The sequence below is a fragment of the Bdellovibrio sp. HM001 genome, assembly GCF_055397275.1.
Window position 1 is genome coordinate 3,578,498 of record NZ_AP029174.1, and the last position, 16,643, is coordinate 3,595,140.

A 16,643-nucleotide genomic window follows, 5' to 3' on the forward strand; every position below is an offset into this window, starting at 1 on the left:
GATGACAGACTTTTATCCATAGTTCTAAGAAGGAAACTCGACAATGGTCCTAAGAATATGCCTTACACTTCTGTTTGCCATGGTCTACGCGGGAACGGCCCGCGGGGATGTTCTTTTTGAAGGATACGCCAAGGTCCTTTCCGGCGAAGAACACATTGGTTACGTCATCAGCCGCTACGAATTTGACCAGAAGAAAAAACAGTTCATTTCCACTTATCTTTTAAAAACCGGCAAGGGTCCCAGCGAAACCACAGAAAGCCTCAAAGCCTATGCCGATGCCGAACTGACTCCGATTTCTTACGAATACACGTCCCTGGCAGGCAAAGATTCCAAACTGATCGATGCAAAATTCAAAAACGGCAATCTGAGTGCCGTTGTAAAGAGCAATGGCAAAGTTTCCCGCATTGAAAAGAAGATTCCCAAAGGCACCTTTCTTTCCACATTTTTGGTTTACCTGATGCTGAAGTCCAAAGAAGGACTGAAGTCTGAAACCAACTATGAATACCAGGCCATTGCAGAAGAGGACGCGGCCATATACAAAGGCCAGGCCTTGGTGGGAAAAGAAGAAACCTACAACGGATTTAAAGCCTTCAAGATCCTTAACACATTCAAAGACATCAAGTTCCTCAGCTATGTCAACGAACGTGGTGAGGTTCTGGGAACGAATGCCATGGGGCAGGGAATCGTGACTGAATTGGTGGCAACACCTTCTGAAGCCATCGGCACAGTCCCCTATAGCGCCGCGATCTTAAAAACACTTTTCGGAAAAGTTCCTGAGGGCGACAGCAATGTCGTTTCCCGCCAAAGAAAACTAAAAGCAAATGAAGCCAATGCTCCCGCACCGACGAAGCAGATTGGCGTTCCTCCCGGCCAAGGCATTCTGCTGAAAGGCCAACCGCAAAAGACAGAAGACAAAGGGAATTAGTTCATGAGTATCAGCCACATCATTGGTCAGCATATGTTTATCGGCGTATCCGGACACGCTCTGACTGCCGACGAAAAGAAATTCATTGTAGGGCACAACATCGGGGGGGTCTGTCTGTTCGGCCGCAATGTCGCTGACCCCAAGCAAGTCCACGAACTTTGCTCAGAAATCCAATCTTTGCGTCACAAGCAGGTGGACAAGGCGCCTCTGTTTATTGGTATCGACATGGAAGGCGGTCGCGTTCATCGCCTGAAAGCTCCTTTCACGGTCTGGCCCCCATTGCGCCGCCTGGGTGAGCTGGATGCACCCACAGTGTCCTTCCACTTCGCCAATCGCATGGGCTTGGAAATGAAAGCCGTGGGCATCAACCTGGATTTCGCTCCTTGCGTGGACATCTTCACCAATCCGGGCAACACCGTGATCGGAGACCGCTCTATCAGCTCTGACCCGGAAATGGTGGCAAAACATGCCTCAGCACTTGTTCGTGGATACATCAAAGCTGAAGTCATCACGTGTGCTAAACACTTCCCGGGCCACGGCAACACCTTGGTGGACAGCCACGAGGACCTTCCGGTGGAAAATGCCGATCTGGCTCGTTTGGAGTCATGCGAATTGATTCCTTTCAAAAAGACCTTCAAATCGCGCGTCGACATGGTGATGACCTCTCACATCAAGTTCCCAAAAATTGATCCCGAATGGCCCGTCACTCTGTCAGAAACATTTGTCAGAAAAATGATCCGCGAAGAAATGCGTTATCGCGGCCTGATCATCACCGATGACCTTGGCATGAAGGCGATGACCAAACATTATGGCATAGAGGAAGTGCCCGTCCGCGCGCTCAAAGCTGGCGTGGATTTGCTTTTATACTGCAATGATCCCGAGGTTCCACCGCAGGCTTATGACGCAATTCTGGAGGCTGTGGCCCAAGGAAGTCTGCGCAAAGAAGACCTGGAACAAAGCTATCACCGAATTATGGACTTCAAAAAAGCCAAGATCCCGCATCCGGATCCAATGCCATTGAATGAGGCGATCAAAATCGTAGGCCATGCCGACCACTTAAAGATCGCCGCAGCCATTGCCGCCGGCCAGATCCCCGACGGATTGCTGCCTGAATAAGGGCTGACAATCGCCCTAACACCCCTGAAATTTATACCCGGCCCCTGCTTGTGAAATCCACGCAGGGGCCTTTTTACATGGCCCGGGAATTGATAGTGCATCCTTGGATAGCACTAGGAGTTTCTATGGGTTTCAACCTCGAAAATGACAAGTCCAAGAATGACGATCAAATGAGTCTCTTTGACTTTCAAATGCCCAAAGCTGATTTCGCGAATTCTTCCCAGAAGAGTTCAGCCGCTCAATCGGCTATCGACTACGATGCGTTTCTTCTGGCTCACAGAGAGCCCGAACAAAGCAAAACCTCTCGCTTCATGACTTTGTCCGCCACCCTGCACGCGGCTATCGTGCTGGTTGTTGCCATGATCAGTGTTCCATTGGTGGAAGAGGTCAAAACTGAAACCATCACGATTGAAATCGAAGATGTGCCCACACCCAGACTTGCTCCTCGCGGAGCCCGCGTTCCCCCTACTCAAGGTGGTCTGCCTGTCGCTGCTGACACTCCTCAGGTAGAAAAGCTGGAAGACGCCGGAAGTCCCAGCGATGTCGTGATTGCCAAACCCAAAGCGGCTGCTAAAACCGCTGCCAACAAAGCTGTGAAGACGGCTTCAGCCAAGGCAGCAAAAGCCTCTGCCAAAGCTCAGGCCGTGGCCGCAAAAGGTGGTCGCAGCATTGCCCCTAAAACAGAATTCAAAGCTGTTCCAATGACCATTGATGACATCGAAGCCCCTGAACTGGATGAGGGAGCTTTGGCCAAACACGCTGTCGCATCTAATATGAATGCGGACTTCAATGAAGACTTCGACAACATCGACAGTGCTCAGGGTGCCGCTGTCGAAAATGAAAGACGCTCTATGGAGGCCCTGGCTGCTGCGATGGCTGCTGAACAGGATGAAAGCTTAAGCGCCCTGGAGGCCGACAATCAGGCCGAAGCTGAAAAGCTTGCAGCCATGCAAAATGAAATGCGCCAAAGAAATGCCAAAGTCATCTCTTCAGCATTGGCCAATGAACGTGCGGCCGCCTTGGCCGCTGCAGCCGCCAAAGAAAAAGCTGCCAGAGACGCCGCTGCCAAAAGAGCAGGCTTGGGTGGAGAAGGTAACGGACGGGGCATGGGTAAAGGCGCTGGCGCCGGAAACTCGGGCTCCCCAGGTCAGGGCACCGCTCTGGCCGGAGAACCTTCTGGAGTGCGCAGCCTGGATCAGCTTCGTCAGATGCCGGGCAACCCTCGCCCCCGCTATGATCGCCAGGAACGCCTGCGCGGCGACCAAGGTGCCGTGGTGTTTTATGCCTATATCACCAAAGAAGGATATCCCCAGAAGTTCCGCATGATGCAGTCTACGGGATTCAGAAATCTGGATTCTAAAACTCTGGCTGCCCTGAAAAAATGGCGCTTCTATCCGGGTCAGGAAGGCTGGGTCGAGCTTCCCTTCCGCTGGGACTTAAAAGGTGGAGCAATGGAAGATGGTGGCCTGCTGCGTCGAAACGTGGGGAGCCGCTAGTCACGGATCCAACTCATGAGAAGAAAATAAAAAAGCCCAGGGACGTCTCCATGGGCTTTCTTTTTATCTAAGTACTTAAAATCTTAAGGCAATTAGTCTTTGAAAAGAACTTTTGCAGATTTTGTAGTGCCTTTAGTGCGAGCAGCAGCTTTACGCTTTTTACCGCTAGTCGCTTTTTTTCTTTCGCGAATATACTCAGTCTTTTGTGTTTTAGATGCCATTTTATTCCCCTAGGTTTTAACGGAATGAGTTAGTTATCAAAATGGAATCCCCAAGTCAACTGAATGCCGGTAATCCCCAGACTCCCGAGGATTTCCTTCATAGGCATAGTTCAAAGCGAATCTAGGGCCTTTAAAGCCCAAGCCAGCCGTAATTAACTCCCTGGAATCCTTGGTATTATTCATATAACCGAGGCGGCTGATAACAAATCTATTCACGTAAGTCTCCAGGCCGGTCATGAATTCGGATTCGGAAGTGGCATCCGCGCGCATCCTGACGGTCCCTTTATAGATATAATTAAAACCCGCCCCTACAGAGGTTTTTCGGCGCAGCTCTTTCGGAGCCGCCGTATCTTCACCAAAAACATTGTACGCCACCAAACCCCATCCAATATGAGACTGCGGTGTATAGACCAATCCGATATCCGCGTTCGTCTGACGGTAAGACTGGTTCGGAAGCTTCTGTTCGCGATGATGACCTGTGATACCCATCGCCCACTGGTCCGTGGCAAATTCTGCCAGACTCAAAGTCAGATCACTTTCTTCAAGTCGCCCCAACGATACATCGGATTTTTTCTGCACAAATCCCAACGCCGCCGGCAGCATGCTGTCTTGAGTATTATCACTCAATGCCACGGCAAACTGATTTTCTGCAAACGAAGAGAAAAGCTGACGACCTTTTAAGTGCACCAAAGTTCCCGGATTTAAAAACGCTGCATCCCCCGCTTCCACCGCCGCACGTCCAGTTCCGCCGGTCGCAGCGGAAATAGAGGAATTATAAACTTGGGCTGCTGCCGTGTTCACGATAAGATAAATGCAGAAGAAAACAGGAAGTTTAATAAAGCTCAAAGGATGGGGCATCATGAATTTTCACCTCGCAAGCATCGTGAGTGCGTTTGTATTGGCATTCACATCCTATCAATCGGCGAACGCCGGAGCCAACACTTTTACTGCAAAGCCTGTGCGTCTTGGCGACAATCTTATCTCCATCATGCGCCAACACGGATTTACTCAAAGTGAACGCGAGTCTGTCATCGCCTCCAACTCAAAACTGCGCAGTCTGTTTTTGACTCTGGACACGCGCTATCTGGTGCGCGGTTCCGGAAGAAACATCGAACTTCGTATGATCGACTCTCAAACATCTGACGCTTTCCGCATTATCAAGCAATCCGGAAAAGTGCAGGCCCTGCCCTACAATCCGACATACAAAATCAGCTACGCCCGGGTCGAAGGAAAAATCTATGGCTCGGTTTTGGGAAGTATCCTGGCAAAGATCAACAGCAACTGGGTGGCGACACGTTTTTTGGATGCCTATGCCTTTGATATCGCCCCCCGCGCCGTCAGCCGTGGCGCCTCATTCTGGCTGGAGGTAGAAAAGCTTCACGATGCCGGACAGTTTATTAAATACGGAGAAGTTTTAAAGACTTCCCTGACCATCAATGGAACGCCTGTTCAGAAAAAGTTCGTGCGTAATTCCAAAGGTGGTGGTGTTTTCTTTGCCGCCTCTGACTTACTGGAGGAAAAGCCATTCTATGCCCCGGTGGATTACATCAAAATCGCCAGCCGTTTTAAACCCAACCGCGTTCATCCGATCACCAAGCGCCTGCAACCACACCTGGGAATTGATTTTGAACTGCCCGTGGGCGAACCCGTCTATGCCCCTCGAAAAGGCACCGTGGTCCGCTACGGACGCAATCATGCCGCCGGCAATTACATCGTGCTTTTGCATAGCAATGGCATGGAGACCGCCTACAACCACCTTCATCGTATCGACAAAAGAATTCGTCAGGGTCTGAGAGTTTCTGCAGGCGAACGCATTGGCGAAGTGGGATGCACGGGTTATTGCACGCGACCTCACCTGCATTTTGCAGTAAAGAAAAAGGGCCGAATGGTCGACCCTATCAAATACATTAAATCTTACCCTTCACACATGGAATCGATGCTGGAAGAACGTGTCGCCAAAAACTAATCGCGGGTGCAGATTGTCACAAAATGCATGCAACGACTGTTTGGCGTTGCGCCCGCAGGATAGTTTCCGTTTTCACGGAAACAGGATTTCGTAAGATCATACTCCACAACCGGTGCACCATTCACCGATTCCTCTTTATAACAGGACACACCTGTGCGAGGAACCACGCAGCCATACTGCACATTCACATCCCATTGGTCTGAGCGCAAATGACGGCGGGCAATTTCCATCTCGCGAACGTAAGTGGCATTTCCCGCGATATCGCTATAGCTCTGGACAGGACACTGAGCTGCCACATCTTCCTTTCTCACGACACGGTACTTGCGAGTGCAGTTCCAGGATTTTGTAATCTGCGTCGGCGACTGCAAATCGTACTCACTCACAGAGGCCAGGACATTTGCCGGGTTGTTTGAAGCGGCACCTGCGGCCGGAGCCTGCGAGAACACAAATGAATAACCCTTACCATAAGCTGTTTTCACCGGCAGAGCAGAACTTGGCGCTCGCACCTCGTGAATTTCACCGTTATTCACCATGTAGGTCAGACTCATCACCGCCGAAGTCATAAATTGCTGACGATAGGCCTCCGCCAAAGTTTCGCTGGAATTCATGTTCATGGTGGCTTCCATCACGCGTGATTCAGGCGAGAACGGGAAATAATTCGCCGTCACCCCTTTTTGCGCAAACGCATCCATGACCAAAGAATCTGTCAGCGGCGCCACAAGCGGGATCACATCTGTCCAAAGGGTCAACTTCCCTGTGGCCGTATAAACATTGGCAAGATTGCCTCTGTCACGAATAGCCACGGTGGCCACGGCCCCGTTGTTGGCTGGCGAGTCTGCCAGATAATCTTTGTACTGATTTTCAGTCAGGCTGGTTTCAGGATAAACAGGTTTGAAATTGGAATCCGTATAATCAAAGAACTCATTCTTAAGTTTGATACCACCCGAGGAATGGGCCCCGGCCTTCAGTGTGAAGAACGCCGGATTATTGCGGAGATGAGTGTCGGCACAGGAGTTATAGGTGATCGTGTCAAAACCAGCCTCAAAAGCGAAGGGAATAGCCGCAACTTTCGCCCCGTCTGTGGCCCCATACTTGGCCGCCAGCTCTGCGTCAGACAACCCTACATCCGCTTCACTGCCTAGATCAGAGTCGAAACCTGCCTTGCCGCAGTTTTGAAAGGACACTATCAGTACGAAGGAGGCAAGAATTCCTCCCGCCGCACGCCAGGTTGTCTTTTTAAAACGCACTTTCATGGAAACTCCCCTAAATACTAGACTAACAATCTTTTCGGCAGATTTGCGCAAAACCGCAGCTTTTTTCATATTGAGACAGGCCTCGTTAGGGCTTGTCTTAAAATGAAACGTTTGAGATTTTATTAGCTATGCAAAAAGTAAAAAAAGCCATCATCCCTGCGGCAGGCCTGGGAACACGTTTCCTCCCAGCCACCAAGACCGTGCCTAAAGAAATGCTGACCATCGTGGACGCGCCGATCATTTTGTACGTCGTGGAAGAAGCGGTTCAAGCCGGAATTGAAGACATCATCCTGATTGCCGGTCGAGGCAAACATGCCATTGAAGACTTTTTTGATACCTCGTATGAACTGGAAGACAAACTGGCCAAAGATGGCAAAGAAAAACTTCTGGAGCGTGTGACTCGCATCCGTGATTCCGCCAATATCATCAGCATCCGCCAAAAGCAGGCCATGGGCCTGGGGCATGCTGTTCTTTGCGGACTTCCGATCGTCGGCAAAGATCCATTTGCCGTTTTGCTGGGCGATGAAATCACCATGGGCTTCCACGGTGAAGCCAACGTCACTTCTCAACTGGTCAGTTCTTTTGAAGAGACTGCCACTTCCACGATTTCGGTGATGAAGGTAGAAGACAAAGATGTTTCCAAGTACGGAATCGCCGAGGTTGAGGAAAAGTCCACGGGCTTCTTCAAGGTGACGTCCTTGGTGGAAAAACCAAAACCGCACGAAACCAACAGCCGTTGGGCTTTGCCGGGTCGCTATGTCTTTGACAACGCCATTATGGATATTCTGAAAAATGCCAAGCCCACTTTGAACGGTGAAATTCAACTCACCGACAGCATGAAAGTGCTTTGCGCTCAACATGGTCTGAACGCCATGACGTTTTCGGCTCAGCGCTATGATGCCGGTGACAAGCTTGGATATTTGCAAGCCAACATCGAACTGGCATTGCAGAATCCGGAACTGAAACAAGAACTGACATCTTACCTTGTCAAACTTGCAGGTCGCCTGCAATAAGGGGTTTTTATGAAAAAGATCGCTGTCACCTTAGCCCTCTCTTTGCTTTGTCCGGCCTTGGCTGTGGCTTATATTCTGCCCACTCGCACGATCTTGCAGAAAACAAGCGAAAATGCGGGATCTGGGATCTATGCGATTGAACAAGAAGTGCAGTTCACCAGCGGCGAAGAAACGGTCATGGTCAAAGAAACCTGGCTGGTGGACAGCGATCGCACCATGCGTCTGACTGTCACAGGAGGCAAAGACCTGCAAAGCTCCTTCAAGCTCCAGTTCCTTTATAATGGCGGCCAAAAATGGAGCATGGGGGACGGCCAAAGAAAAAGTGAAAAGCTGCCTGAGGAGTTCCTGGAGCGATTCTTGAACATGAGAAATCCCGAGATCTTCGCCAATGCTTTGGCGCACTTTAAAATCGTCCCGACAAATGCTTTCCACAAAAAGCCCCTGCCGAAGACAGCCAATGAAATCAAAAATGAACCTGAGCACTGGGTTCGCCTCTCTCGCACTGGTGGCGTGGTGAACTATGCTCTGGGTGCTCCGACCCCTGTGGAACAGGAAGCAGGATCGCCAGGCATCTGGATTCAGCAGGACGAATTTGTTGTGCGTAAATTACGCCTGCCTTCGCAGGTGGAAATGAGTGCGAACAATTATAATAATTTTGCCCGTGGACTTTCTTATCCTCGCTCGCGCACGATCCGCTGGGGCAACAACACTGTGACTATTCGTCTGATCAGCGCTTCAGCGCGCCCCCAAACGGCCGTGGCGTTGTTCCAGCCATCGTCTTTGGATACGAATCTGAAATGGGATGGCATCGCGGATCTGCCGGCCAAAGATGTGATCACGGAGTTCTACAAGAGGTTTAGATGAGTTCGACTCAACTGTGGAGAGTGGCTGCCGACGCTCCTCTTCCAGAGGCCCTGACCTACAGTTCGGACCTGCCCTTGCAACGAGGTCAACTGGTCACGGTCCCGCTGGGCCGTGGTGGGCGCAAAGTCCATGGCCTTGTGCTGGGACCCACAGCGGAAGTTCCTGAATTTGAAGTCAAAGCTGTAGATTCCATCGTTGAGGAATACCCCCCGCTGCCAGAGCCCTATGTGAAATGGCTGGAGTGGCTGGCACAGTATTATCTTCACCCCGTGGGACAAGTCGTTCAATCCGCGTTCCCGCCCTTAAGAAAATCTGAAAAGCAGCGACAGTCCAAACGCCCGCCGGTCATTCCCCAACTGGAAGCCGATTCAGCACTGGACCTGACGCCGGAACAAAAATCCTGTTTTGAAAGCATCGCTCAGCACTCGCAGTTTTCCACTCACCTGCTTTTTGGGGTGACCGGATCTGGAAAGACCGAAGTTTACCTGCGCCTGCTGGATAAAGTTCTGGCCGAGGGTAAACGCGGGGTCGTACTGGTGCCTGAGATTTCCCTGACGCCACAACTGATCCAGCGCTTTGCCCGTCGTTTTGGTGACAAGATTGCCGCACTTCACTCGCAGCTGACCGACCGTGAACGCACCAACCAATGGTGGGATATTGTCGAGGGACGCAAATCCATTCTGATCGGTGCCCGCTCTGCCCTTTTCTGTCCGATCGACAATCTGGGGCTGATCATTGTTGATGAGGAGCACGAACCCAGCTTCAAACAAGATGAAAAGCTGAAGTACAACGGTCGAGACGCCGCTGTGATGTTGGGTAAACTAATGAACTGTCCCGTTGTTTTGGGATCGGCAACACCCAGCCTTGAAACCTGGAAGAATGCCATCGACGGAAAATATCATCTGCATCGCCTGACCCGCCGGGTGGCCAATCGCGCGCTTCCTGATATTGAAGTAATTGATTTGCGCAGGCTTAAAGACGATGACGAAGAAAAGCAAAAGCTCATTACAAAGTACTCGCATTTGCCTTTCTGGCTGAGCCCCACGCTATACGAGCGCATGCAGGAAGTTCTGGCGCGCGGAGATCAGGCGGCTTTGTTCCTGAATCGGCGCGGGATTGCGCAGATGGTGGTGTGTCCATCCTGTGGGCACACGCGGGAATGCCCCAACTGCGACATCTCTTTGACGTTGCATGCGCATTCGCATCTGATTTGCCACTATTGTGATTATCACGAAAACTTCAAAACCAAATGTCCGGATTGCCACGAAGGACAACTGGAGGCCATTGGCCTGGGCACTGAACTTCTGGAAACGGATCTGACCCGGTTGTTCCCAGGGAAAACCATTGCTCGTGCCGATCGCGATGAAATTCAAAGTCGTGCGGATCTGGAAGATCTGATTGGCAAAATGGAAACCGGTGAAATCGATATTCTGGTCGGAACGCAGATGATCGCCAAGGGTCTTGATTTTCCAAAATTGAAACTGGTGGGACTGGTGCTGGCCGATGTGGGCTTCAACCTTCCGGATTTCCGTGCCACCGAAAGAAGCTTTCAACTGATCACTCAGATGAGCGGTCGCTCTGGACGACACGTGAAAGAAGGCGAAAGCCCGGGGCTTGTGATCATTCAGACCTTCAACACTGAACATGACAGCATCACTTTTGCCAAAGCTCATGACTTCGAGGGCTTTGCCGCCCACGAACTGGAAATTCGCAGTGCTCTGAACTATCCACCCATGGGACGCTTGGTGAGCTTCCGAATTCAAGGAACTAAACTGGGAATTGTAGAAGAAACGGCCCGACTTTTAGCCAGAAGAGCTCATGCTCTTAAAGCTCAGTTCCCACAACAGTATGGCGCTATTGAAGTCCTGGGTCCGGCCGAAGCCGCCCTTTCTAAATTGCGAGGTCAGTTCCGATACCATCTGCTAATTAAAAGCACTCAGCCCGCAGCCGCCAATCCCTTTTCAAGACAGTTACTGGGGGACCAGGAGTGGGTTCCATCCGGAGTCAAAATATTAATCGATATTGATCCAATGAGTTTGCTTTAAGACCGCAGCTTAACCTAAAATCATAGGTTAAGGACCGAAGAATGATTCAATGCCCTCGCTGCGGAATACAAGTTACTGAATTGCACCCGGTGGATCCGGAGCTTATTTCCAAGCTTCAGGCCGCTGGCGAAAGCAATTTGCCTCCACAGGTTTGTGCGGGCTGCATCTCGGATTTAAAGCGCACGGTCGCCACCAGCAGTGGTGGTGTGTTGATGCAGCAGGAACGCGCCCGCGAACAGCATCGTCTTCAGTTGTGGAAAAGCCGTGTGATGCTGATCAAAAAAGCTCGCATGTGCATGACTCAGAAACTGTACTCTGAGGCGGCGATTTCCTATGAGAAATATCTGAAAATCCTGGATATCGTTTTTGACATCAAAAAAGGTGAAATTCTGAAACCCGAGGCTTTCAAAGAAAGCGCACGCACCACCGAACTGACCGTGGTGGCTTCGGTGTATTGGGATTTGATGCGAATTTACGATACACATGAAAAGTATCAGGATCGCATGATGAAAGCGGCGAAGCAGCTTTCCATGTTCATTCAGTTCACGCCGATCTACCCGGACATTATCCGCAAAGCCGAGTCGTTCCAGAAAACGGCCAAGAACCCCCATATCGTCAAACAGTTCCTGAAAATGTCCGACAAAGAACGTCCTCGTTGCTTTATCGCAACGGCGGCCTTTGAAGACCCGCGCTCTAGCGAAGTCATGGCTCTACGGGCTTTCCGTGACATGAAATTGCGTAATCACATCTGGGGCAGAAAATTTATTGCCACCTACTATCGGTACTCTCCTCATATTGCGTGCCTACTCGATAAGCATGCCTGGCTCAAACCCTCAGTCAGAGCCGCTCTCCGCGTTTTGATCAAATGCGTTAGCTAAGATTTCGTCTGTTTGCCGCTTGCAAAGAGTCTTCCTTTTGAGGAAGGTTAAGTCATGGCTCATATCTACGATTACGCAATTATTGGCAGTGGACTTACAGGACTTAGCATCGCAGCGGCACTTAGCCGTGAAACCAAAAACATCGCGCTTATTGAAGCCGCGGACGTTCCTTTTGGGGTCAACAGGAAGGTGAACTTCCCGACCGGTCCGATGAATAACGGACTTCGTTTTGTTCCTGATTCCGTTTCCGCTGAAAAAGCGATGCGCTTTTTATCAAATCTGATTAACGTTGAAGTCGTTCAGGACGCCTCTGAAGAATCCCCGATCACTTACGAAGGTGGAAACTTCAAAACCTTCCTGGGCTTTGGCGACACGCCACCAGCTTTCTATGAAGAGTTCAGTTATTTCACTGGCGCCAAAAGACTGAATTTGGCGGTAGAACCATTCCAGTGGACGCAGATGCTTTTTGAAAAGTTCAAAGGCGACTTCCTGCCTCGCTCTTATGTGACCAAGTTCCACCAGGAAGGCGAGCGTGTTACACATGTGACTATCAACGGTTCTAAAACCTTGCACGCACAGAACTTCATCTTTGCTGGCACAGTGAAGGATTTGGCCCTGCTTCTGCCTGAAGATGCGATCTCGATCCGCGCCCGCACAAAACTGGCAAAGAACACTTACTGGACAGCATTGTGTTTGGATATCTGTCACGCCAAACCGGTGACGGACTCAACAGCGATGCACGTTCTCAACGGCACAACCCAGGATGAAATCGGCCCTTGCGTGGGCAAATTCCACGCTCCGGTGGAAATTGAAGGGGAAACTCTTCAGGCCTCTCAATGGATGACTTTCATCGAACAGGAAGTTACCGAAGACAGTGAAGTTGTCGGCATGGCCCTTAAGAAGATCAAACGCCAGATCAAACGCGCTTATCCCGAGGCTCTGGACAACCTGAAGCTGGAAAGAATCTTTGTCGCTCCGATCATCGCTGGCAATGGCGACATCAAGCTGAGCGCAAACATGACAATGCCGGAACTGGAAAACCTGTGGATCGCCTCTTCCACGGTCAATGACCAGAAAAATCTGATCGGCTCTTTGTTGCAGGCTGAGATGATCGTGGCTTCCCTGGGCTTCAAAGTAGAAGCTACAGAGGACTCTCCGGCTCCCGTCGAAGAACCGATGACTGAAGCCGTTCTCTAAGGTAATTTCACACCAATCAAAAGCCCGAAGACAACTTCGGGCTTTTTTTATGCCTCATCCAAAGGAAGTGTGAAGGAAAAGACCGTGCCTTCGCCGACCTTGCTGTCCACCACGATGTTCCCACCCATCAGCTCGACCAGATTTTTACAAATCATCAGCCCCAGTCCCGTGCCCCCGTGGGTCCTCGACACCGTGGCATCCTCCTGTACAAAGCTTCGGAAGAGCTTGTTCAAGTTTTCCTTTTTAATCCCCCGGCCCGTGTCACGAATTGCCCAATGATAGCGAGATTCCACAAGCGGATCGCGGTGCAAGCTGACGTGAATAGAGCCCTTGTCGGTGAACTTCACGGCATTTCCCACCAGATTCATCAGAATCTGACGAAGACGATGAGAATCCCCCAGAGCAAAAGACGGTATGGTTTCATCAACATGGACCTGCAGCTGCAGTCCTTTTTCCTGACATTTCACCGCAAATATTCTGTGGATATCCTTGTGGAGTTCCTTGATATCAAAACGATGGCGATCAATCTGCAAAAGCCCGTTTTCAATTTTCGAAATATCCAGAACATCGTTGAGCAAATGCAAAAGCGAATCCGAGCAGCGATGAATGGTGCCAACATACCCCTGCTGTTCTTCGTCCAGCGGCGTATCCCTGAGAATGTCGGCAAAACCAATGATGCTGTTCAAGGGTGTGCGAATTTCATGGCTCATGTTACTAAGAAAGCTGGATTTGATGGAGGACAGTTGCAGCGCCTCTTCGCGGGCCTTCATCAGCTGAAACTTTGAATAGGCCATTTCCTGCAACTCGAATCGAAGACGTTCAATACCGATTATAAGGATGATATCTTCAAGCAGGATCCACAAGCTGTGCTCAATCCAGCGCCACTGAGCATGCTCTTCCTGTCCATACAAAGACATCGGCAAAACGTGGCCGCGCAGAATGTGATCAGCAATCACGATAAAGGAGGCCCAGCCCAGGACCCCGACATCTTTATAAAAGGCCAAAGCCGCCAGGGAAACAAACACGTGGAAGTGGGACTCGATCCTCCCTCCGGCCAGATAAATAAAGAGGATCGAGAAACACATCTGTGAGGCGGCCACCAAATAACGGGTGAACCTTTCCCCGGGAAAGACATGGACACAATAAATAGCCGGCAAACTGAACAGCCCCCCGAAAATCAGCCCCACCAGAGCGTTTTCGACGGCCCCACTAAAGGACCCGACCCACGTCGAGGGAGTCACCAAAATACCCACCACGATTGCCACAAGCCATTGAATTAAAAGAAGTATTTTAAAACCCCGGTCCACTCGAATATGGATTTCCCGAGACTGCTGATCAAAGATCTTTTGCACTTCAGGGTGATTGCGCTCACCTTCTGACTGTTTCATTTCCCACCATACACGTTCTTCATTAGGGATTGATTAGGTAACTTATCGGCCGCGACTCGCCGTATCTAAACAATATTTGATGAGTCCCGGGAGTTGTAATGAAAGTGTCTCAAAAAGGTTCTTGAAAGACTGCTTGCGGTCAATGGCGCCCTGTGATATCCCGAGAGTCCAACAATAAGCACCCACAGGCATTAACTGGTCCCCCAAGTACTGAAAAAGGGGGTCTTCCGGCGAATAAAAGAAGCTGGCTCTACCTGCGGGGACGTTTTAACCAGAAAGGAAGTACTACCATGGCACAAGTGACCATGAAAGAAATGCTAGACGCTGGCGTCCACTTCGGACATCAAACACAGCGTTGGAACCCAAAAATGAAACCTTACGTTTACACAGCTCGCGGCGGTATCCATATTATCGACCTGCAAAAGACTGTTGTACGCGCTAACAAAGCTGCTGAGTTCGTAAAAGAAATCGCTGCTAACGGTGGTCGTTTGATCTTCGTTGGAACTAAAAAACAAGCGATCGAACCAATCCAAGAAGCTGCAGCAAAATGCGGTCAGTACCACGTTACTAAACGTTGGTTGGGTGGCATGATGACGAACTTCGAAACGATCAAGTCTTCTATCGATCGTCTTCGCAAAATCGACACCATGAAAGAAAAAGGTGAATTCAACTACCTTACTAAGAAAGAGCGCGCGAAGCTTGAAAAAGAATACCTTCGCCTGACTGAGTTCTTGGCTGGTATCCGCGATATGAAAGAAATGCCTTCTGCAATGTTCGTAGTGGATCTTCCAAAAGAACACATCGCAGTTGCTGAAGCAAAACGTCTTGGTATCCCTGTAGTTGGTATCGCTGATACAAACTCTGATCCAGAGTCTATCGAGCACGCAATCCCAGGAAACGACGATGCGATCCGCTCTATCAAGTTGTTCGCTAACTTGATCGCTGATGCTTACCTTGAAGGTGCTAAAGAGTGGGAAGGCAAACTTCGCACTATGACTGACAAACAGTCTGACGTTGCTAAAGAAGCAAAAGCAGAAGGTAAAGAAGAAGCTCCTAAGCGCCGTGGCGCTGCAAAAGCTGGTGCTAAAGAAGCTCCTAAAAAAGCTGCTGGTCCAGCGGTTGTTAAAGCCACTAAGGCTCGTAAACTTGTTGCTGCTGGTACAGCAGAAGAAGTTGAGATCCAAGCTGAGCTTGAACAAGGTCAGTCAACTGACGAGTCTGCAGAGTAATCTACAGACATCGCAAAGAAGGGTGGCCCAGCCACCCTTTCTTTTGTCCTTTACGTATTAAAACTTAATTTATCTTGTTGTTCCCGGCCAACGGGAGACAAAAAAACTAAGGAGTCTTCCTAATGTCTATTTCCGCTACTCTTGTTAAAGAACTTAGAGAAAAAACCAGCGCAGGTATGATGGATTGCAAAAAGGCGCTTGAGGCAACTGCGGGCGATTTCGATGCCGCTGTTGAATGGTTGCGCGTAAAAGGTCTTTCTTCTGCTGCTAAAAAAGCTGATCGTGTTGCTGCTGAAGGTACCGTCTTCGCTCAAACAGTTGGTAACACAGCAGTTATTCTTGAAATCAACTCTGAAACTGACTTCGTTGCTCGTAACGAAGGTTTCAAAGGTTTGGTTCTTGATGTTGCTCACCACATGTTGAACGCAGTTAACGCTGCTGGCGACATCCTGGAACAAGCTTTCCACAAAAACCCAACTAAAAAAGTTGGCGAAATGTTGAAAGAAGCTATCGCGACTATCGGTGAAAACATCGTTATCCGTCGTTTCGAGAAGTACGTAGCTTCTGCAAACACAGTGGTTCACACTTACATCCACGGTGAAGGCAAAATCGGCGTTATGATCGAAGTTGCCGCTTCCAAACCAGAAGCGACAAACAATCCTGCGTTGAAAACTTTCGCTCAAGACGTTGCTTTGCACATCGCTGCGATGAACCCAATGGCTATTTCTTCTGCTGAAATCCCAGCTGATGTTGTAGCTAAAGAAAAAGAGATCCTGACTGCAAAAAATCTTGAGTCCGGCAAAAAACCAGAAATGATCGAAAAGATCGTTGAAGGTCAAATCCGCAAGTTCTTGGCTGAAAACTGCTTGGTTGACCAACCATTCGTTAAAAACCCAGACTTGAAAGTTTCTGACTTGGCTAAAGAAGTTGGCAAAGAAGTTGGTGCTGATGTGTCCGTGAAGCGTTTCGTACGTTTCGAATTGGGCGCTGGTATCGAGAAAAAGGTCAACGACTTCGCAGCTGAAGTTGCTGCTCAGATGAAAGGACACTAG

Annotated in this window: 15 protein-coding genes; 11 read left to right on the top strand and 4 right to left on the bottom strand. The window is 49.9% G+C overall.

What is annotated here, in order from left to right; translation table 11 throughout:
• Positions 1 to 43: 43 nt before the first annotated feature.
• The 3 genes from ACZ5ZZ_RS16895 (at position 44) to ACZ5ZZ_RS16905 (ending at position 3,537) form a co-directional block, all read left to right on the top strand.
• Positions 44 to 925, top strand: coding sequence for a hypothetical protein (locus tag ACZ5ZZ_RS16895; protein WP_464118914.1), 882 nt, complete (start codon positions 44 to 46; stop codon positions 923 to 925).
• Between the two features lie 3 nt (positions 926 to 928).
• Positions 929 to 2,041, top strand: a complete 1,113-nt coding sequence (nagZ, locus tag ACZ5ZZ_RS16900; protein ID WP_464140568.1) for a beta-N-acetylhexosaminidase — start codon at positions 929 to 931, stop codon at positions 2,039 to 2,041.
• A gap of 125 nt (positions 2,042 to 2,166) precedes the next feature.
• Positions 2,167 to 3,537 carry an energy transducer TonB gene (locus ACZ5ZZ_RS16905; protein ID WP_464140571.1) on the top strand — a complete coding sequence of 457 codons (1,371 nt, stop codon included), beginning with the start codon at positions 2,167 to 2,169 and terminating at the stop codon, positions 3,535 to 3,537.
• 92 nt (positions 3,538 to 3,629) lie between these two features.
• Here ACZ5ZZ_RS16905 and ACZ5ZZ_RS16910 read toward each other — a convergent pair whose 3' ends face one another.
• Both ACZ5ZZ_RS16910 and ACZ5ZZ_RS16915 read right to left on the bottom strand, forming a co-directional pair.
• A complete protein-coding gene (locus ACZ5ZZ_RS16910) occupies positions 3,630 to 3,758 on the bottom strand; it encodes a hypothetical protein (RefSeq protein ID WP_464118920.1) in 129 nt (42 codons plus the stop codon).
• 36 nt (positions 3,759 to 3,794) lie between these two features.
• The gene (locus ACZ5ZZ_RS16915) at positions 3,795 to 4,619 is read right to left on the bottom strand and encodes a PorV/PorQ family protein (protein WP_464118922.1); all 825 of its coding nucleotides are present in this window, start codon (positions 4,617 to 4,619) and stop codon (positions 3,795 to 3,797) included.
• On the opposite strand from ACZ5ZZ_RS16915, the gene ACZ5ZZ_RS16920 reads away from it, so the two are divergent.
• The gene (locus tag ACZ5ZZ_RS16920; RefSeq protein WP_464140573.1) at positions 4,618 to 5,724 is read left to right on the top strand and encodes a peptidoglycan DD-metalloendopeptidase family protein; all 1,107 of its coding nucleotides are present in this window, start codon (positions 4,618 to 4,620) and stop codon (positions 5,722 to 5,724) included. The genes ACZ5ZZ_RS16915 and ACZ5ZZ_RS16920 overlap by 2 nt on opposite strands.
• Here the strand turns inward: ACZ5ZZ_RS16920 and ACZ5ZZ_RS16925 are convergent.
• On the bottom strand, positions 5,721 to 6,977 hold the full coding sequence (locus tag ACZ5ZZ_RS16925; RefSeq protein WP_464118926.1) for a hypothetical protein: 1,257 nt from the start codon (positions 6,975 to 6,977) through the stop codon (positions 5,721 to 5,723). The two genes, ACZ5ZZ_RS16920 and ACZ5ZZ_RS16925, sit on opposite strands and share 4 nt — an antisense overlap.
• A 128-nt stretch (positions 6,978 to 7,105) precedes the next feature.
• Here ACZ5ZZ_RS16925 and galU point away from each other — a divergent pair, with 128 nt between their 5' ends.
• The 5 genes from galU to ACZ5ZZ_RS16950 are packed head-to-tail and all read left to right on the top strand — an operon-like array spanning position 7,106 to position 12,974.
• Positions 7,106 to 7,990 (top strand): UTP--glucose-1-phosphate uridylyltransferase GalU, encoded by an 885-nt coding sequence (gene galU / locus ACZ5ZZ_RS16930; protein WP_464132476.1) that lies wholly within the window; start codon positions 7,106 to 7,108, stop codon positions 7,988 to 7,990.
• Between the two features lie 9 nt (positions 7,991 to 7,999).
• Positions 8,000 to 8,854 carry a hypothetical protein gene (locus ACZ5ZZ_RS16935; protein WP_464140575.1) on the top strand — a complete coding sequence of 285 codons (855 nt, stop codon included), beginning with the start codon at positions 8,000 to 8,002 and terminating at the stop codon, positions 8,852 to 8,854.
• Entirely contained in the window at positions 8,851 to 10,899 is a 2,049-nt protein-coding gene (gene priA / locus ACZ5ZZ_RS16940; RefSeq protein ID WP_464132478.1) for a replication restart helicase PriA, read from the top strand. Before ACZ5ZZ_RS16935 ends, priA begins: the two co-directional genes overlap by 4 nt.
• Positions 10,900 to 10,940: 41 nt before the next feature.
• Complete coding sequence (locus ACZ5ZZ_RS16945; RefSeq protein ID WP_464140578.1) at positions 10,941 to 11,777, top strand: CFI-box-CTERM domain-containing protein; 837 nt, start codon at positions 10,941 to 10,943, stop codon at positions 11,775 to 11,777.
• A 54-nt stretch (positions 11,778 to 11,831) separates the two neighbouring features.
• On the top strand, positions 11,832 to 12,974 hold the full coding sequence (locus tag ACZ5ZZ_RS16950; RefSeq protein ID WP_464140581.1) for an NAD(P)-binding protein: 1,143 nt from the start codon (positions 11,832 to 11,834) through the stop codon (positions 12,972 to 12,974).
• 47 nt (positions 12,975 to 13,021) lie between these two features.
• On the opposite strand, the gene ACZ5ZZ_RS16955 is transcribed toward ACZ5ZZ_RS16950, so the two are convergent.
• Complete coding sequence (locus tag ACZ5ZZ_RS16955) at positions 13,022 to 14,362, bottom strand: sensor histidine kinase (protein WP_464140584.1); 1,341 nt, start codon at positions 14,360 to 14,362, stop codon at positions 13,022 to 13,024.
• A gap of 290 nt (positions 14,363 to 14,652) precedes the next feature.
• On the opposite strand from ACZ5ZZ_RS16955, the gene rpsB reads away from it, so the two are divergent.
• Together rpsB and tsf are read left to right on the top strand one after the other, a co-directional pair.
• Positions 14,653 to 15,591, top strand: coding sequence for a 30S ribosomal protein S2 (gene rpsB / locus ACZ5ZZ_RS16960; protein WP_464118939.1), 939 nt, complete (start codon positions 14,653 to 14,655; stop codon positions 15,589 to 15,591).
• Positions 15,592 to 15,713: 122 nt separating this feature from the next.
• Positions 15,714 to 16,643, top strand: a complete 930-nt coding sequence (gene tsf / locus ACZ5ZZ_RS16965; protein ID WP_464132486.1) for a translation elongation factor Ts — start codon at positions 15,714 to 15,716, stop codon at positions 16,641 to 16,643.